Below are 20607 nucleotides of genomic sequence, written 5' to 3'. Positions count from 1 at the left end.
ATGCGGCCGGCGCGCCTGTCGGCGACCAGGGGCACGCCATCAAGGAACGGAATCCCGTTGTGCGCCTATCGCGCTCGGACGGAGACGCGCCCGTCGGACAACTGGCTCAATCGGACCGGCGCGATGGCCGGCAGCGCCATCATCATGGATTGGGGATTGTCGATGTTGAACACCCCCGCCACACGGAAGTCGCGCAGATGGGGGGCATCCAGCCGGATCGGGCGCGGCAAGTAGCGGCTCATTTCCTCGACCACTTGCGCCAGCGGCGCATTGTCGAACACGATCTTGCCTTCTCGCCAGGCGGTAAGGTTCGCAATGGAGGCCGTTGCTACCTCGCTGACTTGTTCGTCCGCTCCAATCGCAACGGTCTGGCCGGCGATCAGGTCACGGCGAGACTTGTCCCACCAAGGCCCCGCGGACACGTTGACAGAACCGGACTTCACGCCTACCCGCACGCCGCCGGCGTCATGCCGGACATTGAACCGGGTTCCCGTCACCTTTACGACGGTATCGCCTGCCTTGACGAGGAAGGCTCTGCCCGGGTCGGACTTGACGCTGAAGAACGCTTCGCCTCTCGTCAGCGCAACAACTCGCTGGCTCTCATAGAACGCGACTTCCAAATGCGTGTCCACGTTCAGATTCAGGACCGAACCGTCGGGCAGCGCGATATCGCGGCGTTCCCCAGGCCGGGTGCTTGCCGTGTGCTGGTATTCCAATCGCGACGGCCGAAGCTGAGGCACAGCGACTGCCGCAAGGGCTGCGGCACAGGCGCCGGCCAGCCCCCATCCGAATTCACGCCGCGAGAACGATCTCGGCTTGGGCGATGCGTTTTCTTCCCGCGCCAGGATGGCACGCCATTTTTTCTCGGGAAGATGGCCTGATGCCTGCCAGAAGAACTCCACGCTGCGATACATGCGTTCGTGCTCGGGATCGGCACGGCGCCAAGCCGCGCAGGCATCGACTTCCTCGCGCGTCGCCTCGCCCGAATGCATCCGCGTGAGCCAACGCACGGCATCTTTGCGCAAATCGTTGGAGGAGTTTGGGTCGTCAAGGGTCATTAGCGGCCGCTACGCTGTACAGCATGCTGAAGTCTGGAGTTTTGTGCCCTCTCATCATTTAAGACGTTTGGGAGGGGTCGACACCCCAATCAATAGGGGGAGTATTTTTGTAACCTCTCATGAATGTGCAGCAGCGCGCGATTCATATGTTTTTCGACCATACTGCGGGAAATGCCCAGGTCAGCCGCAATTTCGGCATGGCTCCAGCCTTCCAGGCGATGCCGTATATAGACTTTCTGGCAACTGAGCGGCAACTCTTCCAGCGCGGCCATCAACGCATCCAGCACTTCCTTCGTATAGAGGGATGTCTGGCTGTCCTGGACGGCGGGGTGTTCATTTTCGTCCAACTCCTCCAGCGGTTGGAAGTCTATCGCGCTGCGCCGACGATAGCGGTCTACCAGTCCGTTCGAGATGCTGCGCGCCAAATATCCACGAGGGTTCTCGACAGCGATCAAGCCATTCTCCAACATGCCCACCACGGCATCCTGCATCGCATCTTCGCCATCTTGTGGATTCTTGCGCCTCCACGCCGCAACCAGCTCGCTGTAATGGGCGAGCCAGCCTTTCTTGGGCGCGGGTGGGCGGGGCATGGCGAATAGGAGAATGAGTCAGCGTATTAAACCCTTTATGTTAACAATAATTCTCATTTAGATGCGGTGGTTTCGACGAGGAGGGGCCGTCGGCCGCTTCACCGCCACCCCAACGCCGGCGCCACAAGCGTCAATATCGATTCAATGACATGCGCGTTGTAGTCGACGCCCAACTGGTTCGGCACCGTCAGCAGCAAAGTGTCGGCCTCGGCAATGGCTTCGTCCTGCGCGAGCTGCCTGACCAGCCGGTCCGGCTCCGCGGCATAGCTGCGGCCGAAGATCGCGCGGGTTTTATCGTCGATGAATCCGATTGAGTCGTCTTCCTGGCCACTGCGCCCGAAGTACATCCGGTCCTGCTCGTTCACGAGCGCGAAGATGCTGCGGCTTACCGAGACGCGGGGCGCCCGTGCATGGCCGGCCTCTTTCCAGGCCTCGCGGTAGGCTCGGATCTGTTGAGCCTGCTGGACGTGGAATGGCTCGCCCGTCTCGTCGTCCTTTAGCGTCGAGCTCTGCAGGTTCATGCCGAGCTTGGCGGCCCAGGCCGCGGTCGCGTTCGAGCTCGAGCCCCACCAGATGCGGTCGCGCAAGCCTTCCGAATGCGGCTCGATGCGCAGCAGGCCGGGCGGGTTGGGGAACATCGGGCGCGGGCTGGGCTGGGCGAAGCCCTTGCCTTGCAAGACGCCGAGCAGGGCCTCTGTGTGCTGCCTCGCCATGTCGGCGCCTGTCCGGCCTTCGCCGGGCTGGTAGCCGAAGTAGCGCCAGCCGTCGATCACCTGCTCGGGCGAGCCTCGGCTGATGCCGAGCTGCAGGCGGCCGCCTGCAATGAGGTCGGCCGCGCCCGCATCCTCGGCCATGTAGAGCGGGTTCTCGTAACGCATGTCGATCACGCCGGTGCCGATCTCGATGCGGCGGGTTTTCGCGCCGACGGCAGCCAGCAGGGGAAAGGGCGAACTGAGCTGGCGGGCGAAGTGGTGCACCCGGAAATAGGCGCCGTCGGCCCCGAGTTCCTCGGCCGCCACGGCCAGATCGATGGATTGCAGGAGCGCGTCCGCCGCCGAGCGAGTCTGCGATTGGGGCGAGGGCGTCCAATGGCCGAACGAAAGGAATCCGATCTTTTTCATGCGATGCGCCTTGTAGGGGTAGCCGCCACTATGCCAAGTTTCCGGGGAAGGCGGGGAGGCGGGCGACATACCATGTCCATGGTATGTCGCCGGCGCCGTGCGTCAGCACAAAATGTGCCGAAAGCGCCGCGGGCGCTCCGGCCTGTCGGCAGCGGGCCTCGTTCCTATCTCACAATGGAGTCTCATCGTGTGCCCAGACAAGACGAACCGTGGCGTCCATGGCTCCTGGCGCAGGACGCCCGGCTCGAACCGGCTCGCCGCCTGCGTCGCGGCGGCGCTGGCACTGGCGGCCTGCGGCGGCGATGAAGGCAGCAGCAACGATCCGCCTTACCCCGACCCCCGCGGAGGCCTGGTGTACAGCGAACTCGCCGCGCCGCTGCAGGCATACCTCGCCACGGTCAACGCCGACCAAGTGCCGAGCTCGCCGGCCTTGGCCACGAATATCGTGCTGGGGGCGGATTTCTACGGCGGACAGCCGCGCATCATCACAGCCAACTATGGTTTCGACGGCTACATGGGCGTGCCCGGGCTCGTCGGCACCGGCAGCGAGGCGCGGATGGCCGCCCAGATCCACAACGTGGCATGGCAGGATCTGGATCCCGATCTCGGTGCTCCCGCGCGTGCCTATTATTCGGCCGTGGGTGTCGCCGCGTTCCGCGCCCTCTACGGCGTGGACGTGCTGCTGGCGGATACCATTCCGGTGGTGTTCAGCCATCCGGTGCTGCCTGCCTCGGTCAGCCCCGAGGCGTTCCGCGTCACGCTCAACGACGGCCGGACGGTCACGCCCGTCACCGCGAGCTTCATCCCCAACCTGGAATACAACGAGCGCCAGACCGTGGTGCTGACCGGCTACTGGGGCAATCGCGTGGCGCCGGGCCAGCCCGGTGCGGAGTATCCGACGCGGGTGGACGTCGTCGACGCCGACACGCCCATGATGTTCGTCACCCCGCAAGGCCTGGTGCCGGCGGCTGGGCTGGGCATCGAAAGCGGCAACCCCTATGTGCCGGGCAACGGCCCGCGCATGGTGGCGGCCAAGCTCAATCTCTATTCCGGCCTGGGCGAGGGCGGGCCGCAGTCGCAGCCCAACTCCGCCGCGAACAGCGGCGAGGATCTCTACGGCGAGCAGGCCGAATACCGTGTGCGCATTTATACGAGCGCCGGTTTTTCGCCCGACGGCATTGCCAGCATCCGGCCCGACGACTACGGCCGTTTTTTCCTGTTGAAGGCCAGAGACCGGTCCGGCAATGTGGTGGAGCTGGCGGAGGTGGACAAAAGCTATGCGATAGACGGCTACGGCACGGTGCGCGTGGTCGGGCTGGCGGATACCGGTTTGCGGCAGGAGCGCTACGATGCCGGCTACGTGGAAGACCACGACAACCAGTACGACGTCATCCTGTCCGGCGACTTGGCGGCCATGGCGCGGATCTTCGAGGTTCGGCTGCCCTCGTCGGGCGCCTATGCCGCCGTCTACAACCCGGGCGGGTCAGGCAACCAGCCCGCCGCCAATCCGCCGGGCGCCGTGTTCACCGTGCCCAGCCAGGACCACGGCGTGGCGGTGACCGACGATCTGGCTGCCGCGTCTTTCGTATCGTATGTGGAGATCGACGGCGCGGTGGCCCGCGATCCCGCCACCGGACAGCCGCAGGGCCGGCTGCTGGGCGCCGCGATCACCGACACCAAGACGGGCTACACGGTGAATGCCTACGAGGACCCGGCCGGCAAGCGTTTCTTCGCGTCGTTTCCGGTGAGCCCGGCGCGTTGATCGCGCCGGCCTGGGCGCTTCCGCACCAAGCCTTATCCAGCGCCCACCGCCGCGCTCCTGCTCCTCGAAAAAGGCCGGAACGCCATCAGGACCAGCATCGCCGCCAGCCCCATGCCCCACGAGCCGACGTACATCAGCGTGTAGCTGCTCATGCGGTCATAGATCAAGCCGCCGAGCAGCGGCCCCGTGGACATGCCGAGGCTGCCGGCCATCGCCGAGGCGCCGATGATGGTGCCCATCATCTTCATCGGGAAATTCTCGCGGATGATCACGGCATAGAGCGGCATCGTGCCGGCATAGATGAAACCGACCACCGCGGCTACCGCATAGAAGCCGCCGAGCCGGCTGACGGACACGTAAGCCAGCACGGCGAAGGCCTGCGCCAGCAGGCCGACGACGAGCACGCGCTGCGCGCCGAAGCGGTCGCCCGCGAGGCCGAAGCCGATGCGGCCGAACATGCCGGCCAGCCCCTCGATGCTGTAGATCGAGACGGCGGCGATCATCGGGATGCCGCAGGTCACGGCATAGCTCACCGTGTGGAAGATCGGCCCCGAATGCGTGGCGCAGCAGAAGAAGTTCGCCAGCATCAGGAGGACGAACTGCCGCGAGCGCACCGCGTGGGCGACGGCCATGTCCGCCGGCCGCTCGTCCACGGCCATTCCGGCCTGCGCGGCCTCCAGGGCCGGCGGCCGGCGCACCAGCAGCGCGGCGGGGATCATCAGCGCCGCCACGATGCCGGCGATGGCCAGCATCGCGCCGCGCCAGCCCTGGGCGGTAACCAGCCAGGCGGCGAGCGGGGCCATGGTCATCGGCGCCATGCCCATGCCGGCAGAAACCAGCGAGACGGCCAGGCTGCGCTGCGTGTCGAACCAGCCGGTGACGCATGCCATCATCGGCGCGAAGATCGCGGCGATCGATCCGCCCACCAACAGGCCGAACAGAAGCTGGAACCCGCCCAGCGACGTCGCCCGGCTGGCGAGCGCCAGGCTCGCCGCCAGCACGACCGATCCCGCCAGCACCACCGGGCGGGGGCCGTAGCGGTCGGACAGGCTGCCCCAGGCCAGGCTGGCCGCGCCCATGGCGAGGAAAGCGATGGTCATCGCGGTCGATATGCCGGTGACGGACCAGCCGGTGTCCTGCGCCATCGGCCGCAGGAAAACGGGGAGCGAGAACATCGCGCCGGCGGCGACGCAGCCCAGCAGGCCCCCGACCGCGACAATGACCCAGCGATAGGGGTGGCTCATGGCATTTCCCACGGGGCGTTCAGGCGTCCGGCGCGCTGCCCCAGCCCAGCTCGACCAGCCCGGTGAAGCCGCCCCAGAACATGCGCATGCCGTCGAAGGGCAGGTTCTCGGGCGGGCAGGCGATACGCGCATCCTGCATCACCAGCGCGTTGATGCGGTCGCGCTCCGTGCGCGACGCGTAGACGATCCACGCGAACACGGCCACCTCGTCGTCCTTGAGCTGTACGGCCTGGGGGAAGGAGGTCTGTTTGCCGGCCGGCACGTCGTCGCCCACGCATTCGAAGTACTGCAAGGCACCGTGCTCCAGCCATACCTCGCCCGCTTTTTGCGCGAGCGCGCGATAGGCGTCCAGATTGGCGCGGGGCACCGGCACGACGAAACCATCGACGTAGTGCATGGGGATCTCCTTTATTCGGGAATATCGGGTTCGACGAGGTGGGCGAGCTGCGCGAGCGATTCCTGCCAGCCGAGATAGCACGCCTCGACGGGAATGGCTTCGGGAATGCCGGATTGCTCGATGTGGATTTCCGTGCCGCAGGAAACCTCGCGCAGCTTCACCGTCACATGCATGTCGCCGGGCAGGTTGGGGTCGTCGAAGGTGTCGGTGTACTGGACGAGCTTGCCCGGTTCCAGAGTCTGGTATCGGCCGCCGAAGGAGTGGCTGTGGCCGGTCGTGAAATTCTCGAACGACATCTTGAAGCCCCCGCCGACGCGGGCGTCGAACTGATGGACGTGGCAGACGAAGCCGTAGGGCGGCAGCCACTTGGTCAGGGCCGCGCCATTCACGAAGGCGCGGTAGAGCTTGTCGGGCGTGGTGCGCAGCACGCGATGGAGATGGATGGTTCCGGTGGACATGTGGGTCTCCTTGATCTTCAGGCCTGAACGGCGACGTTGACCATCCACGGCGTGCCGAAGCGGTCGGTAACCATACCGAAGCCGGATGACCAGAACGTGGCCTGGAACGGCATGGCCACCTGGCCGCCGCGGGCCAGGCCGTCGAAGACGCGCTGGCCTTCCGCGGCGCTGTCCACGCAGATGGACACCCACATGCCCTGCGGCTTCAGGTAGCCGCCCGCGCATGCCTCGGCAGGCTGCTCCGGTGTGGCGGGCAGGGTGTCCGAGGCCATGATGGTCTGCTGGCCCACCTGCAGCTGGGCGTGCATGAGGCGGTTCTTGGCGGCTTCCGGCAGCGGCGGCATGCCCGAGCCGGGCGGTATCTCGCCGAAGGTGGACTGGTGCACGACCCGGCCGCCGAACAGTTCGGCGTAGAAAGCCATGGCCTCGGCGCAATCGCCGTCGAAGTTCAAGTAGGGAACGAATTGCATGGGCGTCTCCTGCTGACGGGCGGCCGGTCCGATCACGCGCCGCACCCCCCTGGGTGGATATGTGGACAATGTTCACATATCCTAGAGGCTAAAATGGACGCTGTCCACATCGAAAGCCTGCTTTCTTTGTAAGTAGTTACTCGTATCCGGAACATCCATGGCCACCGCCTCTCCCGCCTCGCCCGGTCCCCGCAAGACCTATCACCATGGCGACTTGCGCGCCGCGCTGGTCGAAGCAGGCTTGGCGCTGGCGCGAGAAGGCGGGCCGCAGGCGGTGGTGCTGCGCGAGGCCACGCGCCGCGCAGGTGTGGCGCCGAACGCGGCATACCGCCATTTCGCCAGCCATCAGGCGCTGTTCGAGGCGGTGCGCGCCGCTACCTTGGGCGCGCTGGCGCAGGCGATCGAGGAGGAGTTGCGGAAGGCCGAGGCATTGCACGACCCCGCCGAGCGCGCACGCGCCATGCTGGCCGGCGTGGGGCGTGGCTACCTGGGGTTCGCGCAGACGGAGACGGGGTGGTTTCGCACGGCATTCGCGTTCGGCGCATTCGACGTGGAAGTGCCGGCGGATCCGGCGCGCACCGCCGAGAAGGGACTCAACCCTTTCGAGTTGCTGAGCTACGCGCTGGACGCGATGGTGCAGGCCGGCGTGCTGCCCGCGGACCGGCGGCCGGGCGCCGAGTTCCTGGCCTGGTCGTCGGTGCATGGCCTGGCGCTGCTGATCATCGACGGGCCGCTGCGCCGTGCGCCGCCAGCCGTGCGCGGAGCGCTGGGCGGGCGGCTGCTGCGCATGGTCGAGAACGGGCTATGAGCGGGTCGCTCATCCCCTCAAGGGCAATGGGACGATGTCGTAGCCGCCCCGGATACTTCGCTTCAGCAGCGGGTCTTCCAGCTCGAACTCGAACCGCTCGCTGGGCCGCACGCCGCCGATGGCCGCCAGCGTGCCGCCCAGAACCGCCGTGCCGTTCTCGAACGGCTCGAAGCCGGCCATGTCCTCGAGCAGCGCGGCGGGATCCAGCATCGTGGTGGCCGGTCCGCTCTGGTAGCGAGTCATCCGTCCGTGCTCGCGGATCCACGAATGCAACAGCAGACGGTCCCAATGCGCGTGGACTTCTTCCAAAGGCCAGAGGGTGTCGGCGCATGGTTTGTCGCACATCTGCTTGGATACGGTGACGCTGTAGGCTTCGACCTCGCGATCGGTGTGATCCGAGGCCACGCCGACGTAGACGCGGCCGGCATGGCGCAGCAGCATGAATTCCACTTCGCCGCTGCTGGCTTCGCCTGGACTCTGTACGCTGTCGAAGACGCCCAGGCGGGCGGCGGCGACCCGGTAGAACATGGGCGTGCGCGCCGGGCGCGGGATGCCCAGCGCTTCGAGTTCCTGGATGTGGTGTTCCATGGCCTGGACGTCGCGGCCGGTCCAGCCGGCGATGACGAGGCGGTCGATGTCGATATCGAGCGACCGCGGTCCTGCCTGGGTTTGTACGGTAAAACGCATGGGAGGCTCCGGAGGAAAGGGGGCGGCCTGGCCGCATAGTGCTTGGCCGCTGCGTAGCGGCTCAGTCTCTCAGCAACGATTCCACCGCCCGCGCGATGGCGAACAAGCGGAGGTCCTGGCCGGCCCGTGCCGCTATCGTGAAGCCTACCGGCGCGTCGCCGGCGCGATGGCACGGCAGCGAAATGGCGCAGCCGTCGAGGAAGTTCACGATCGCCGGATTGCGCAGCATGCGCAGGTTGATGCGCGTGTAATCGCCATCCTCCGCCACTTCGTCGAAAGCCGGCGCCACTGTGGGCACGGTCGGCATCGCGATGACGTTGAAATCGGCCATGCGCCGGCCTACCCGCCGCTGCCAGTCGGCGCGCCGGTCTTGCAGGGCGCGGTAGGCCCCGGCGTCCTGTCCCGCGCCGAGTTCGATGCGCGCGCGGACGCGAGGATCGTATCGGTCGCCGTCGCGCTGCATCTGGGCGCCGTGCATCGCATACGACTCGATCGCCGGCAGGCCCCCGTTGGCATTGATCGCGGCCAGCTCGGCGAATTCGCCGAAAGCTGCGTCGACCACGATCGCGCCGGCCCGGCCCAAGCGGCGCAGCACGCGATCGAACGCCGCCGCGACGTCGGCATCGAGGTCATCCAGGACGATGGTCCGGGGCACGCCGATGCGCAGGCCGGCCAGCGGCGCGATGCCAATGGGAGGGACCGCGCCGCCGGCCAGGATGGCGTCGGCGGCCGCGCAACAGTCGACCGAGCGGCCTATGGTTCCGACGCTGTCCAGGCTGGGAGAAAGCGGCAATACGCCGTCCAGGGGAATGCGCGCCGAGGTCGGCTTGAAGCCTGTCAGGCCGCACAGCGCCGCGGGAATCCTGCACGATCCGCCGGTATCCGTGCCCAGTCCGATAGCCGCCATGTCGTCGGCCACGGATACGGCCGCGCCGGAGGACGACCCACCCGGGATGCGCCCTCTTCGGCGGTCGTAGGGATTGCGCGGTGTGCCGTAGTGGGGGTTCAGCCCGAGTCCGGAGTAGGCGAACTCCGTCATGTTGCTGCGTCCGAGAATGATGAAGCCGGCACGCCGCAATCGCGCCACGCTCGGCGCATCGGCGCGGGCGGGCGCCTGGCCTCGCAGCACGACGGAACCCGCCATGGTGACCTCGCCCTCGACGTCGAACAAGTCCTTCACCGAAATCGGGATGCCGGCGTACGGCTCAGACGGCGAGCCGATACGGCGGCGGCGATCGGCCTCGTCGGCGGCACGCCGCGCCTGTTCGGGGTTAAGGCGCACGTAGGCGCGGGCGCCTTCGCCGTCGGGATCGGCCGCGCGCGCCAGGCAATCCTCGACCAGATCCCGGCTGCGCAGCGTTCCGCGAGCGAGCGCGGCGGCCAGGCTTTCGAGTGTGTGCGGAATAAGCATTTCGATGAAGGTCCGGTCAGACCGGGTCGTAGTAATGGATCTCGATAAGCATGCAGCCTCCATGAGACTTGAACGGCCCGTGATAGGCGCCGGGCGGGCGGCAGGCATAGGTATTCGGGGCGAACGGCGTTCCTCCTTCCCCGTTCGCATCGCTGCCGACGGTCAGGTCGCCGCTGAGCAGATAGACCTCTTCCCAGTAGTCGTGAACGAACGGCGCAGTCGTGAATACGCCCGGCGCGAAGCGCAGGAGCCGCGTACGCGTGCCGCGACGTTTTGCTTCGTCGAGAGCGCCGGAGATGATTTTCTGCTCCATTCCCGCCGGGTAGCCGGGCGGGATCTCCCACCCCGTCGACATGTCAAGCGTATGGAACTCGTCGTGGTGTTTGTTGACCGGCATGCGAGTCTCCCTGAATCAGTTGCCTGCCGGCTGCAGCAGCGTCTGGTAGAGCTTCATGTCGGCGCGGATGGTTTCGGCGAACTGCGCCGGCGTGTTGCCGACCGGATCGACGCCCAGTTTGTCCAGGCCGGCGATGAATTCCGGCTCGCGGGTCAGCGCCTGGATCTCGCGCGCGAGCCGGTCGATGATCGGGGCGGGGGTGTGGGCCGGCGCGAGCAGGCCGTTCCACGTCACGACTTCATAACCGGGGTAGCCGGCCTCCGCCACGGTCGGCAACTCGGGAAACTTGGGGGTGCGCCGGCTGGACGACGTCGCCAGCAGCTTGAGCCTCGGATTGCCGGCATGGCCCATGTAGTCGGACAGGTTGCCGAAGTACAGGGGCACCTGGCCGCTCAGCACGTCGGCCATCGCCAGCGCGCCGCCCTTGTAGTTGACGTCCTGCACCTCGAGCTTTGCCCGGCGCGCCAGTTCGACCACCGCGAGATGGGACAGCGCGCCTACGCCGGCGGTCGCATAGGGAAAGCGGGTCGGCTGCTTGCGGATGTACTCGATCAGTTCCGGAAAGGTGCTGACGGGCAGCGAGGCCGAGATGCCAAGGATCAGGCCGTTGCTGCCGATGATGCTGACCGGCGCGAAATCTTTCACCGAGTCGTAGCTGACTTTCTGAAGAAAGGGCAGCACCGAGACCTGAGTGATCGACGACAGAAACAGCGTATAGCCGTCGGGTTCGGCCCGGGCCACGGTCTCGGCAGCGATAGCGCCGCCGGCGCCGGCGCGATTTTCCACTATGAATTGCTGGTTGAAGATCTTCGACAGCCGTTCGGCGGTCAGGCGGGCGATCGAATCCGTATTGCCGCCGGCCGCGAACGGGACGATGACCCGCACGGGCCGCGTGGGCCAGGACTGCGCATGCAATTGCGGCGCCAACATCATGAGGCAGACGGCGAACATCGTTTTCAGCACGTTCATGGACTTCTCCAATGTCGCAAAGATAGGAAACGGGTGAAGCTAGCGAAGCTGCCCCGCGGCGCGCAGGGCGTCGATCATCGAACTTTTCTTCAAGAATTCCTTGGCCCGGACGGAGTCCTCCGCCTGGCGGCACATCTCTTCCTGACTGCGGCGGCGAGCCTCGGGGTCGCGCTCTTCCATCACCTTCTTGTTGCGCTGGGTGCTGGCGTTGATGTATTCGATCGCGATCGGCCTGCGCTGCCGCTCATAGCCGTCCAGCGCCGACTCGTCCGCCTCGGCGCGGTCTATCCGTTCCAGGGCGGTGCACAGGCTCATCGCGTCATGCAGCCCGCCATTCATGCCCATGCCGCCCAATGGGTTGTTGATGTGCGCGGCGTCGCCGGCCAGTACGACGCGTCCCTGCCGGTACTTGCGCGCCACGCGCTGGTGCACGGCATAGATCGTTCGGTGCAGCGTCCGGTAGGGTTCGTTGCGCGGGTGCACGCCTTGCAGACGCGCCTGCGTCCGGGCATCGGAAACGACCTCTTCGTCCGTCTCGTCGACCCTGGTCGGGAACAGGCAGCGCCACGATCCCGGCACCTTCAACAGCAGGAACCATTCTTCGGTATCGGCCACGTAGTTGACGTAGGACAGGCGCGGCAGGACGTCCGCGAACTCGAAGGCGGTGGTGGCCACATAGAAGCGCTCCGGATAGGTCATGCCCTCGAACTCGATGTCGGCGACGCGGCGCACCGTGCTCCACGCGCCGTCGGCACCGATCAGGTAGTCCGCCTCCAGCCTTTCGGAGCCGTTGCCACGATCCATGATTACCGTCACCTTATCGGCATCCTGCTCGAAGCCTGTCAGGCGCGCGCCGAACAGTACCCGGCAATGGGGAAACGCAGACAGCCGTTCGTAGACCAGGCGGGTGAATTTGAACTGCTCGCACTGCACGCGATAGGGATGTCCGGTCTCGCCGCGCAGCAGATCCATGTCGAACTCGGCAACCGTTCCCGAGCGGCGATCCCGGTACTGGACGTACCGCGCGATCAGGCCCATGCGGATGATGTCGTCCGCCAGGCCCAGTTCTTCCATCATGTCGAGGGTAGGTGGATGCCAGGTCGAGGCGCGCAGATCTTCAGCCAGATCGGTTCCACGTTCCAACACCGTCACCGGGATGCCGGCGCGGGCGAGCCGGAACGCGCAAAGCATGCCCACCGGTCCGGCGCCGGCCACGATCACTTGCTTGATTGCCATATGCATGTACTCCAGAACATTGAACGTCAGGGGAGGGGCCGTTCCTCGGTTTCGCCCGAAGACTTGACGTACAGGAAGCGGCTGTCGGCTTGCGGGCTGCCGTCCCGCACGCGCGCCGCCAGCCAGTCCGCCATCATCGAGTACCAGTGCGGACCGAGCTGGGCGGAAGGCGCGCGGCCGGGCGCATGCCGTTCGTTCTGGTAGATGACCAGCTCCACCGGACCTGGCACGTGGCGCGCCAGCTCGTAGGTGTGCTTGATCGGCGAGAGTTCGTCCAGATCGCCGCCCACGACCAGGTAGGGGCAGGTGAGCGAACCCACTTTGGCGCGCAGGTCGAACCCCCTGATGAAGGCATCGAACTGCGCCTCGTCTTCATAGCCCGCCATGAACATGAAGCGGTTCTTGAAGGTGGGAGAGGCTTCTTCGAAGATGGTGAAGAACCCGGGTTCGTGGCAGGGCAGTCCTACCGCCACGCCGCGCACGCGGTCGGCGATGGCGTTGCCCATCACGGTGCCGGCATAGGAGCCGAAGCTTCGGCCGAACACGCCGATGCGGTCGGAGTCCAGATCCGGGCGCCGGTCTATCCATGCCACGCAAGCCTTCCCGGCGTCGCCGAAGTTGTCGGCGGTGACGGTCAGGCCGCTGAGCCGCGCTTCGTACTGGCCCGGGCCGTCGATCGCCAGCGCTGCCATTCCCCGTTCGAGAATCTTGTCGCCGTAAGCCCAGGCCAGCTGTTCCTTGAGCGTATCCATGCCGGGCAGCATGATGACGACCGGGCACGGCCCTTCGACCCCGGGCGGCAGGTGCAGCCAGCCGGGCAGCGTGTGATCGCCCATCGGGATCTCGACGCGTTCGATGCGCCGGTTGGCCAGCGCCGCGAATTGGGCGTAGCAATCGACTTTGCGGCGGCCCAGCTCGATGTTGAGCGGCGACACGCTATCGATGGGCCATTGGGCAAGCCCGAAGTAGAGAGACGCCACGAGGAAGGATTCCCGCGCCGTGACCAGGTCCCGGCGCGCCAGTGCCTGACGCGCCCGCACTTCGCGGCGTTCGGCGCCGTCGATGAAGCAGGGCGTGATTTCGTCATAGCGGTGGACGGTCTTGGCCATGACGTTCCAGTCGCCCATCCCCTCGAACCCGGTGGGCGCAACCGTAACGGCCATCCGTAATTGGTCCCAGTCCAGGCCGACCGTCGCGATTACGCTGTCGATCAGCCATTTCTGCTCGTGAAACCGCCTTGCACCCATTCGGCGCCTCCTATTCGATGTCGGCGCATCGCCATGCGGGCCCCGTGGCTTCGCAGGAACGAATACGCCGGGTCAGAATAGGAAGTCGCGTCCCGGGTGTCCAACAAGTTAATTTGTCCGCCGCCCATCGATAATTCTTGTGGGCGATTGCGCGGCACGGCGGTCAGGACCAGCCGGCGGCCGGCGGCAACACGAACCCGGCCGGGGCGCCGGCGGCATAGTCGCGGAACACTTCGCGCACCAGGCGCACGATGGCATCCAGCAGCAGATGCTCGGGCCCGCTTCGGCAGGACGCGATCAGCGAGAACTCCGGGAACGCCTGCTCCACCGGCAACAGCCGCAGCGTCCCTTCCTCCAGTTCGCGCAGGATCACGGCCGGCGGCAGCGCGGCCACGCCGAAGCCGCTCTGGGCCAGGCGGATCATCGCCGCCACCGAGGCGATGCAGTTGATGCGGACGATGTCGACGGAAACCTCCGCGAACAACTCTTCCATTGCGCGATGGCCGACCGAATTGCGCGGGAAGCTGATGATGGGGAAAGCGGCGAGGCTTGGGAGGTCTAGCGGCCCGGGCGGCAGCGCCAGTGCGGGGCTTGCGACCCATTGCATGGCATAGCGGCCAAGTTCGCTATTGACGATCTCGTCGCCGGCGACTGGCACCGTTTGCAGGCTCAGGTCCAGGCTGCCATTGAGCAGTTGTTCGCACAGTGGCAGGGCCGTGTCGCTGGTCAACTCGATGATGACGCGCGGATAGAGCTCGCCGAGCCGTCGCAGGAAGTCGGGCAGCCAGGTATGCACGACCGACTCGACGACGCCGATGCGGATGATGCCCGACAGCGTGCTGCGGTCGGCCACGTCGTTCTGCATCCGTTGCGCCAGCTTGAGGATGCGCTCGGCATGCGCCAGCGCGCGCGTGCCTTCCTGCGTCAGGGTGACGCCGCGCGTGCCGCGTTCGAACAACCGCACGCCGAAGTCCCGCTCCAGGGTGCTGATGCGATTCGACACGGCCGCCTGCGTCGTGTGCAGCTTCTCCGCCGTCATGCGGAAATTGCGGAGCCGCGCCAGCCAGATGAAGGTTTCCAAAAAGCGTAGATTCATCGTCCCGTTCGCTCAGGCAACATGGTCCCGCGAGCGCCGGTCCTCGTCCGGAGCGGCGGGATCGTCTGGCTGCCGCGATCGTTTGCTCGACGTCCGGAGCCCTCTCGACGTCGGCTCACGCATCCCCGTCTTGTGAAGAATCGTACCCTCGATTTCGAGATCTGGCAGCGGTTGCCAGGGCAGCAGGAGTGAGCGGGATGAGTCGAAGCGCGCCGACGGCAAGGCCGACGCGCGTGAATACGAAAGGAGATCCGAGGGAGCTCCTCGACACCGGCCCTCGTCCGCGAGCGGGACGGGGCGGGTGTCTTGCAGAGGGCGCGAGCTGGCCCCTCAAGGCTGGATATTCGCCTCGCGGATGACCGTCCTGAAGGTGCTGATCTCGTCGTGGATCATTTTCGCGGACTCGGCAGGCGACGGGTTGATCGTAATGATGGACAAACCCAGCAATTGCTCCTGGATGGACTTGTCGGCAAGCGCCCGGTTGATGACGCCGTTCAGCTTTTCCACGATAGGGGCGGGCGTCCCGGCGGGAGCCGCGGCAACGAGCGTGGCGCTGGCCCGGTAGCCCTTGAGTCCGGCCTCGTCCGTGGTGGGCACGTCCGGCAGCAGCGAGATGCGTTCGGGCGTGGCGACCGCCAGGGGGCGCAGTTTCTGGCTGCGGAAGTGGGGCAGGGTCGCGGAAACGCTTTCGATGCTCATATTGATCTGGCCGCCGACCAGGTCGACGATCTCGGGCGCGATGCCTTTGTAGGGAACGTGCAGCAGGCTGACGCCCGTGGCGCGCTGGAACATCTCGCCGAACAGGTGCGAGGTCGAGCCGTTTCCGCTCGAGCCGAAGGAGAGCGAACCGGGCTTGGCCTTGGCCAGCGCGATCAGTTCCTGAACGGAGTTGGCCGGCACGCTCGGGTTGACCATGATGGCAAACGGAATGCGGCCGAATACGGAGATCGGCGCGAAGCTCTTCTCCAGGTCGAACGGGATGTTCTGGTAGAGCGATGCATTGATGGCGTGGCTGCTGAGCGAACTCCAGAGCAGCGTGTAGCCGTCCGGCGCGGACGTGGCAACCGACTCGGCGCCGATATTGCCGGTCGCGCCTGCCTTGTTCGTCACGACGACCTGCTGCCCCAGCGCTTTCGACATCAAGGGAGCCGCCAGCCTGGCCGCGGCGTCCACCCCGCCGCCCGGCGGCCAGGGCACCACCAGGGTGATCGGGCGCTCCGGCCATTCGGCGTGCGCACAGACGCCCAGAACCAGCGCCATCGTTGTAAAGGCAGCCTTCGAGAAAGTCTTGACGTTCATCATGGTGTGCTCCGACGTTGAGTAACGCGCCATTTCTGTTATGTGCCCATGCGCAGGGGCGCCCCGAATTTGCGCAGCAGGGCCACCACGCTTTGCGCGGTGATGCGTCCGGTTTTCGGGTTCTCGCTGGGAATGTTCTCTATCGTCATTTCCAGCCGGGCCGCGTCGGAATCGACGACGATCGAATGGGTATTGCGAGTGAGCGCGGGATCCGCCCAGATCTCCAGATGGGTGTCGTCCGGCCCGACTCCCGCAAGAGACAAGGCGACCGCGACGTTCAGGTTCGCCGGAAAGCCGGTTGCGGCCTCGCGGGCGGTTCCTGAAAAAATCCTCAGCGGTTCTTCGATCGCGTCGATGTCGATGCCGTGCTCTGCCAGATACGGGGCGCCCAGCAGTCCGCGCACCGGTTTGCGCGTAATCATGCGCACGGATCGGATGTGACCTTCCGCGGCGGCAATGACCGCGTCCAGGCCCAGCAAGGCGCCCGTGGGAACGTGGATGTGGCCGCCGTGGACACGCGCCAGCTCGACCAGCTCCTGCTTCTCGAGTAAGGCGCCGCAGCTCAGGACGATGATGGTCTTTCCGGCCTTGAGAACGGGGGCGGCGATGTCGCCGAGCAAGGCGGCGGGAGCGCATTCCACGACGACGTCGCAGAGCTCGGCCATTGCGTCGAACGACACCACGGGCGGGCTGTGGCGCAACGATGCCAGCCAATCCTCCGCGGCGGCCTGGTTGCGCGCCGCCACGGCGGCTAGCCGCACTCCCGGAATTCCGGCATCGATCGCCTTGGCAAGCGCTTTGCCAATCGTGCCCAGCACGGCAATGCCGACTCTCAGTTCTTGCCCATCGTTCATATGAATAGTACCTGTGGCCAAAGCTGTGCCGCTGTTCCACAAGGGGCGCGGCAGGTAAGCGGGAGTGCTCATCCTAAAGACGCGGGTATTCGGCGACAAACCATTTATCCTGCTTGCACGCTTGAATTTCACTCATGGAAGATGGGAGAATCGGCAAGCTCCCGCCGCCAACTCATTTCAGCTCCCCATGCCGCAACGCCTGCCCCCATTGTTGGCGCTACGCGCCTTTGAAGCCGCCGGACGCCTGCTTTCCTTCACGCTCGCGGCCCAGGAACTGCATCTGACGCAAGGCGCCATCTCACGCCAGGTCCGCCTGCTGGAAGACTTCCTCAAGCAGAAGCTGTTCATCCGTTTGACCCGGCGCGTGGAGCTGACCGAGGCGGGCAGCAAGTACCTGGAATCGATCCAGCAAGCGCTGGGCATCGTCGCGGATGCGACCAGGAAATGCCTGGCCGAATCGCACCGGATCCTGACGATAGACGTACTGCCCACGCTCGGCGCCTACTGGCTGATGCCGCGCCTGGCGCATTTCAATGAGCTGCATCCCGACGTCGAGGTCCACGTCATTTCGTCCATCGAGCCGGCGAACCTGAAGAACAGAGGCGCGGACATGGCCATCCGCGTCGGCCGCTTTCCCGGCAAGAGATACGGCCCGCTTTGCCCACGCATCGACCTGGAACTGGCGGCGAGCTGGAACGAAGTCGAGGCCTACCCTTTGTTCGACGATATCCTGGTGCCCGTCTTGTCGAGGGCGCTCGCCGAACAGGCCGGCCCGGTGCGCCACCCCCGCGATCTGCTCCAGTTCCGGCTGCTCAACAACGCCACCCGCAAGAATGCCTGGAAAGACTGGTTCTTCTGCCATGGCATAAGCTTGCCGGAGGATGGCGAGATGCTCGACTACGGCCACTTCTTCATGACCCTGCAGGCGGCGAAGGAAGGAAAAGGCGTGGCGCTGGTGCCCAGCGTGATATGCGACAACCTGCCGGAAAGCGACGGCCTCATCTGTCCGGTGGACGCTCCGGTCGTCAGCGCCGGCGAATATCATCTGCTGGTGCGGACCTCCGCGCAGGGCGACCCTGCAGTCGCCGCCCTGCGCGACTGGCTGCTTTCACAGGCCACGGGAGCCGCCGCGCCGCACGTGGCCGCGCCGCGGAGCGAGACGGCCGGACAGACGGGCGAGAACGATTCAATAGCCTCGTTGTAGATCGAGCCCGTCCAGCGCTTCGCCGTGCTGGCTGCGCCGGATCTTGTCCGCAACCTGGGCAACGCTTTCGCTGATCAAGGTGCGGGCCGAGATGTGCGGCGTCAGGTCGAGGCGGGGATGCCGCCAGAATGGATGCTCCTTGGGAAGCGGCTCCGTTCTGAACACGTCGAGTGCCGCGCGGGCGAGCTTGCCGCGCGCGAGCGCGTCGAGAAGATCGGATTCGACCAGGTGATCTCCGCGCGCCAGATTGAGCAGGTAGCCGCCATCGGCCATGCGCGAGAAGAGGCTGGCGTTCAGAATGCCTTCGGTGTCCGGCGTATGCGGCAGCAGGTTGACGAGCATCGTCGCGCCGGTGGCGAAGGCCTCCAGGCTGGCGGTGCCCGCATAGGTGGCGATGCCCGGCAGGCTTTTTTCGGTGCGGCTGTACAAGCGCACGGGAAAGCCCATGTCGGCCAATGTCCGGGCCACGGGCAGGCCGAGCTTGCCCGCGCCCAGGACGCCGATGATGAACGTGTCGGCGGATGGCGCGTCGAGCGGCTGCCACAAGGCGCGCCGCGCCTGTTCGTCATATAGGTCGAACCGGCGCAGATAGCGCAGGGCATAGTATGCGGCGCATTGCGCCATTTGCCTGGCCATGCCGGCATCTTCGAGGCGCACGATCGGCACGTCGCGCATGATGGCGTCACCGTGCTCGCGATGCAGCCGTATCAATGCATCGACGCCCGCGCCCATATTGAAAATCGCCTTGACGCCGGGACGCGGCGCCAGCGCACCAGGGTGTTCCTTCCAGAACAGGATGTAGTCCGCGGGCGCGTCGTCGCCCTCGGCCCAGACCCGGATGCGGGCCGCAGGCAGGGCGGTGCGCAGCGCCGACAGCCACGTTTGCGTCTCCACCCCTTTCATTGCAAAAAGTATTTCCATATTCTGGCGGCTATTTGGCAAAGAGCCGGCCCATGTCGGCAAGCGCCTTGAACTCCAGCGCGTTGCCGGAGGGATCCTTGAAAAACATGGTCGCCTGTTCGCCTGCCAGTCCCTTGAAGCGGACCTGCGGCTCGAGCTCGAAGCGGATGCCCGCCCGGCGCACCCGCTCGGCCAGTTCGTCGAAAGCTCCCATGGACAGGACCACTCCGAAATGCGGAACAGGCACGCCATGCCCATCGACATCGCTGCGCGAGGATGCGCCTGCCGATTCGCACAGATGGGCAACGATCTGGTTGCCATAGAGCGAGAAATCGATCCAGTGGTCCGTGCTGCGGCCTTCGAGGCAGCCGAGCACCTCGCCGTAGAAGTGCCGGGCCTCCGCGAGATCCCGGACGGGAAACGCCAAATGAAAGGGAACGGGTTCCAATAGAAAACTCCGGATGGGTCAGTGGTGGTAGGAGGGCGCCTCAACTGCCGATGTGCGCGCGCAGCCAGTCGCCGACCTCGCGGTTGAAGGCCTCCGGGGCTTCGAAGTATGCCGAATGCCCCGCCTGGGGCACGCATATCAGGTTCGAGCCTCGAACGGCCCGGCAGGTCTGCGCGATGAGCGCGGGAGGAAAGAGCACGTCTTCCTCTCCCGCCACGAAGCAGATCGGGATGCCGGTGGCGGCGAGCTCGTCCGGCGCGTGCCGGGCCTGTTCGCCGGCCAGGGTCTTGAAGGTGTAGCGGTTGAAGCTGGCGATCTGCAGGTAGAGTTCGCTCAAGGCGGGCCTGGTGCGGCGGAAGGTGGCGCCCAGCACTCGTTCGGATTGGCTCAGCCCGGCTGCCGCCCGCCGCGCCTCGGCGAGCGCGCCGGCCAGGTCCGGCGGCGGAGCGAGCCAGGTCAGGGTATCGGCCAGCACCAGCGCCGATACCCTGGACGGATGGCGGCAGGCGAAATCGGCGGCGGTGCCGCCGCCCATGGATTGCGCGACGAGCGCGGTCCTCGCCAGGCCGAGCTCATCGAGAAGATGGGCGAGGTCGTCCGTGAATGCGCTGCGCCCCGCGCCTTCCACGTCCGACGAATTGCCGAACCCGCGCGCATCGACGGCGATGAGCTGGAAGTTCCGGGACCAGGCCTCGATCTGGTAGAACCAGCTTGCATGGTTGCCCCCGACCCCATGCAAGAGAACGACAGGCGCCCCGTGGCCGTGCACCTCGTAGTACAGAACGCTGTCTTGCCTGGGCAGGTAGGGCATGGAAGATCGCGGCGCCGGAGAAAAAGATGAAGGGCGATCTTGCCGCCATCTACGGGTATGGCGCAACGCAAAAATAATCACGCGTCGGATTAGCCGTACTCATGCGCCACGGTTGAGGCTCGCTCATCCTATCGCGCACG

The 20607-nt window shown here is 66.0% G+C and carries 22 protein-coding genes; 3 read left to right on the top strand and 19 right to left on the bottom strand.

The annotated features are described in order from the left end of the window. Positions 1–65 precede the first annotated feature (65 nt). From PIGHUM_RS15950 to PIGHUM_RS15940, 3 genes are all read right to left on the bottom strand, one after another. The gene (locus tag PIGHUM_RS15950) at positions 66–1058 is read right to left on the bottom strand and encodes a FecR family protein (RefSeq protein ID WP_124080561.1); all 993 of its coding nucleotides are present in this window, start codon (positions 1056–1058) and stop codon (positions 66–68) included. Between the two features lie 89 nt (positions 1059–1147). Then, on the bottom strand, positions 1148–1648 hold the full coding sequence (locus PIGHUM_RS15945) for a sigma-70 family RNA polymerase sigma factor (protein WP_124080560.1): 501 nt from the start codon (positions 1646–1648) through the stop codon (positions 1148–1150). A 98-nt stretch (positions 1649–1746) separates the two neighbouring features. Next, positions 1747–2838, bottom strand: a complete 1092-nt coding sequence (locus tag PIGHUM_RS15940) for an LLM class flavin-dependent oxidoreductase (RefSeq protein ID WP_246013236.1) — start codon at positions 2836–2838, stop codon at positions 1747–1749. 118 nt (positions 2839–2956) lie between these two features. Here PIGHUM_RS15940 and PIGHUM_RS15935 point away from each other — a divergent pair, with 118 nt between their 5' ends. Next, positions 2957–4531 carry a hypothetical protein gene (locus tag PIGHUM_RS15935; RefSeq protein WP_124080559.1) on the top strand — a complete coding sequence of 525 codons (1575 nt, stop codon included), beginning with the start codon at positions 2957–2959 and terminating at the stop codon, positions 4529–4531. 32 nt (positions 4532–4563) lie between these two features. Here the strand turns inward: PIGHUM_RS15935 and PIGHUM_RS15930 are convergent, their stop codons facing one another. From PIGHUM_RS15930 to PIGHUM_RS15915, 4 genes are read right to left on the bottom strand one after another with little or no spacing between them, the layout of a single operon-like run. Beyond that, entirely contained in the window at positions 4564–5775 is a 1212-nt protein-coding gene (locus PIGHUM_RS15930) for an MFS transporter (RefSeq protein ID WP_124080558.1), read from the bottom strand. A gap of 19 nt (positions 5776–5794) precedes the next feature. Next, positions 5795–6172 (bottom strand): DUF1428 domain-containing protein, encoded by a 378-nt coding sequence (locus tag PIGHUM_RS15925; protein ID WP_124080557.1) that lies wholly within the window; start codon positions 6170–6172, stop codon positions 5795–5797. Positions 6173–6183: 11 nt separating this feature from the next. Beyond that, a complete protein-coding gene (locus PIGHUM_RS15920; protein WP_124080556.1) occupies positions 6184–6630 on the bottom strand; it encodes an SRPBCC family protein in 447 nt (148 codons plus the stop codon). Between the two features lie 17 nt (positions 6631–6647). Continuing rightward, on the bottom strand, positions 6648–7100 hold the full coding sequence (locus PIGHUM_RS15915; protein WP_124080555.1) for a VOC family protein: 453 nt from the start codon (positions 7098–7100) through the stop codon (positions 6648–6650). A 157-nt stretch (positions 7101–7257) separates the two neighbouring features. Here PIGHUM_RS15915 and PIGHUM_RS15910 point away from each other — a divergent pair, with 157 nt between their 5' ends. Next, the gene (locus PIGHUM_RS15910) at positions 7258–7908 is read left to right on the top strand and encodes a TetR/AcrR family transcriptional regulator (RefSeq protein WP_124080554.1); all 651 of its coding nucleotides are present in this window, start codon (positions 7258–7260) and stop codon (positions 7906–7908) included. Positions 7909–7917: 9 nt separating this feature from the next. Here the strand turns inward: PIGHUM_RS15910 and PIGHUM_RS15905 are convergent, their stop codons facing one another. The 9 genes from PIGHUM_RS15905 to PIGHUM_RS15865 form a co-directional block, all read right to left on the bottom strand. Next, positions 7918–8595: a DUF2848 domain-containing protein gene (locus PIGHUM_RS15905; RefSeq protein WP_124080553.1), complete on the bottom strand. Its 678-nt coding sequence runs from the start codon at positions 8593–8595 to the stop codon at positions 7918–7920. 61 nt (positions 8596–8656) lie between these two features. Beyond that, entirely contained in the window at positions 8657–10006 is a 1350-nt protein-coding gene (locus PIGHUM_RS15900; protein WP_124080552.1) for an amidase, read from the bottom strand. Between the two features lie 16 nt (positions 10007–10022). Further along, positions 10023–10403, bottom strand: a complete 381-nt coding sequence (locus tag PIGHUM_RS15895) for a cupin domain-containing protein (RefSeq protein ID WP_124080551.1) — start codon at positions 10401–10403, stop codon at positions 10023–10025. 15 nt (positions 10404–10418) lie between these two features. Continuing rightward, complete coding sequence (locus tag PIGHUM_RS15890; protein WP_124080550.1) at positions 10419–11372, bottom strand: Bug family tripartite tricarboxylate transporter substrate binding protein; 954 nt, start codon at positions 11370–11372, stop codon at positions 10419–10421. 39 nt (positions 11373–11411) lie between these two features. Further along, on the bottom strand, positions 11412–12608 hold the full coding sequence (locus PIGHUM_RS15885) for an FAD-dependent oxidoreductase (protein WP_160142308.1): 1197 nt from the start codon (positions 12606–12608) through the stop codon (positions 11412–11414). 26 nt (positions 12609–12634) lie between these two features. Beyond that, positions 12635–13855 (bottom strand): alpha/beta hydrolase, encoded by a 1221-nt coding sequence (locus PIGHUM_RS15880; protein WP_124080548.1) that lies wholly within the window; start codon positions 13853–13855, stop codon positions 12635–12637. Positions 13856–14018: 163 nt separating this feature from the next. Further along, positions 14019–14951, bottom strand: a complete 933-nt coding sequence (locus PIGHUM_RS15875; protein ID WP_124080547.1) for a LysR family transcriptional regulator — start codon at positions 14949–14951, stop codon at positions 14019–14021. Between the two features lie 330 nt (positions 14952–15281). Next, positions 15282–16253 carry a Bug family tripartite tricarboxylate transporter substrate binding protein gene (locus PIGHUM_RS15870; protein ID WP_160142307.1) on the bottom strand — a complete coding sequence of 324 codons (972 nt, stop codon included), beginning with the start codon at positions 16251–16253 and terminating at the stop codon, positions 15282–15284. Between the two features lie 35 nt (positions 16254–16288). Beyond that, on the bottom strand, positions 16289–17104 hold the full coding sequence (locus PIGHUM_RS15865) for an aspartate dehydrogenase (protein WP_124080545.1): 816 nt from the start codon (positions 17102–17104) through the stop codon (positions 16289–16291). A gap of 187 nt (positions 17105–17291) precedes the next feature. On the opposite strand from PIGHUM_RS15865, the gene PIGHUM_RS15860 reads away from it, so the two are divergent. Further along, on the top strand, positions 17292–18308 hold the full coding sequence (locus tag PIGHUM_RS15860) for a LysR substrate-binding domain-containing protein (RefSeq protein WP_124080544.1): 1017 nt from the start codon (positions 17292–17294) through the stop codon (positions 18306–18308). On the opposite strand, the gene PIGHUM_RS15855 is transcribed toward PIGHUM_RS15860, so the two are convergent. From PIGHUM_RS15855 to PIGHUM_RS15845, 3 genes are read right to left on the bottom strand one after another with little or no spacing between them, the layout of a single operon-like run. Further along, entirely contained in the window at positions 18291–19229 is a 939-nt protein-coding gene (locus PIGHUM_RS15855; protein ID WP_124080543.1) for a 2-hydroxyacid dehydrogenase, read from the bottom strand. The genes PIGHUM_RS15860 and PIGHUM_RS15855 overlap by 18 nt on opposite strands. 10 nt (positions 19230–19239) lie before the next feature. Then, complete coding sequence (locus tag PIGHUM_RS15850; protein ID WP_124080542.1) at positions 19240–19656, bottom strand: VOC family protein; 417 nt, start codon at positions 19654–19656, stop codon at positions 19240–19242. Between the two features lie 40 nt (positions 19657–19696). Continuing rightward, positions 19697–20467: an alpha/beta fold hydrolase gene (locus tag PIGHUM_RS15845; RefSeq protein ID WP_124080541.1), complete on the bottom strand. Its 771-nt coding sequence runs from the start codon at positions 20465–20467 to the stop codon at positions 19697–19699. Between the last annotated feature and the right edge of the window lie 140 nt (positions 20468–20607).

It is taken from the genome of Pigmentiphaga humi, from assembly GCF_900606115.1.
Lineage (GTDB): Bacteria > Pseudomonadota > Gammaproteobacteria > Burkholderiales > Burkholderiaceae_B > Pigmentiphaga > Pigmentiphaga humi.
The sequence above is the reverse complement of the archived record's forward strand: the minus strand, read 5'-3'. Positions and strand labels throughout refer to the sequence as shown.

What these genes read in the sequence shown, in the direction of transcription:
- PIGHUM_RS15875 (WP_124080547.1), bottom strand. Translation starts at nt 14,951, where the DNA reads ATGAATCTACGCTTTTTGGAAACCTTCATCTGGCTGGCGCGGCTCCGC.
- PIGHUM_RS15915 (WP_124080555.1), bottom strand. Translation starts at nt 7,100, where the DNA reads ATGCAATTCGTTCCCTACTTGAACTTCGACGGCGATTGCGCCGAGGCC.
- PIGHUM_RS15890 (WP_124080550.1), bottom strand. Translation starts at nt 11,372, where the DNA reads ATGAACGTGCTGAAAACGATGTTCGCCGTCTGCCTCATGATGTTGGCG.
- PIGHUM_RS15895 (WP_124080551.1), bottom strand. Translation starts at nt 10,403, where the DNA reads ATGCCGGTCAACAAACACCACGACGAGTTCCATACGCTTGACATGTCG.
- PIGHUM_RS15905 (WP_124080553.1), bottom strand. Translation starts at nt 8,595, where the DNA reads ATGCGTTTTACCGTACAAACCCAGGCAGGACCGCGGTCGCTCGATATC.
- PIGHUM_RS15900 (WP_124080552.1), bottom strand. Translation starts at nt 10,006, where the DNA reads ATGCTTATTCCGCACACACTCGAAAGCCTGGCCGCCGCGCTCGCTCGC.
- PIGHUM_RS15870 (WP_160142307.1), bottom strand. Translation starts at nt 16,253, where the DNA reads ATGATGAACGTCAAGACTTTCTCGAAGGCTGCCTTTACAACGATGGCG.
- PIGHUM_RS15885 (WP_160142308.1), bottom strand. Translation starts at nt 12,608, where the DNA reads ATGGCAATCAAGCAAGTGATCGTGGCCGGCGCCGGACCGGTGGGCATG.
- PIGHUM_RS15945 (WP_124080560.1), bottom strand. Translation starts at nt 1,648, where the DNA reads ATGCCCCGCCCACCCGCGCCCAAGAAAGGCTGGCTCGCCCATTACAGC.
- PIGHUM_RS15930 (WP_124080558.1), bottom strand. Translation starts at nt 5,775, where the DNA reads ATGAGCCACCCCTATCGCTGGGTCATTGTCGCGGTCGGGGGCCTGCTG.
- PIGHUM_RS15920 (WP_124080556.1), bottom strand. Translation starts at nt 6,630, where the DNA reads ATGTCCACCGGAACCATCCATCTCCATCGCGTGCTGCGCACCACGCCC.
- PIGHUM_RS15880 (WP_124080548.1), bottom strand. Translation starts at nt 13,855, where the DNA reads ATGGGTGCAAGGCGGTTTCACGAGCAGAAATGGCTGATCGACAGCGTA.
- PIGHUM_RS15950 (WP_124080561.1), bottom strand. Translation starts at nt 1,058, where the DNA reads ATGACCCTTGACGACCCAAACTCCTCCAACGATTTGCGCAAAGATGCC.
- PIGHUM_RS15845 (WP_124080541.1), bottom strand. Translation starts at nt 20,467, where the DNA reads ATGCCCTACCTGCCCAGGCAAGACAGCGTTCTGTACTACGAGGTGCAC.
- PIGHUM_RS15855 (WP_124080543.1), bottom strand. Translation starts at nt 19,229, where the DNA reads ATGGAAATACTTTTTGCAATGAAAGGGGTGGAGACGCAAACGTGGCTG.
- PIGHUM_RS15910 (WP_124080554.1), top strand. Translation starts at nt 7,258, where the DNA reads ATGGCCACCGCCTCTCCCGCCTCGCCCGGTCCCCGCAAGACCTATCAC.
- PIGHUM_RS15925 (WP_124080557.1), bottom strand. Translation starts at nt 6,172, where the DNA reads ATGCACTACGTCGATGGTTTCGTCGTGCCGGTGCCCCGCGCCAATCTG.
- PIGHUM_RS15940 (WP_246013236.1), bottom strand. Translation starts at nt 2,838, where the DNA reads ATGTCGCCCGCCTCCCCGCCTTCCCCGGAAACTTGGCATAGTGGCGGC.
- PIGHUM_RS15865 (WP_124080545.1), bottom strand. Translation starts at nt 17,104, where the DNA reads ATGAACGATGGGCAAGAACTGAGAGTCGGCATTGCCGTGCTGGGCACG.
- PIGHUM_RS15860 (WP_124080544.1), top strand. Translation starts at nt 17,292, where the DNA reads ATGCCGCAACGCCTGCCCCCATTGTTGGCGCTACGCGCCTTTGAAGCC.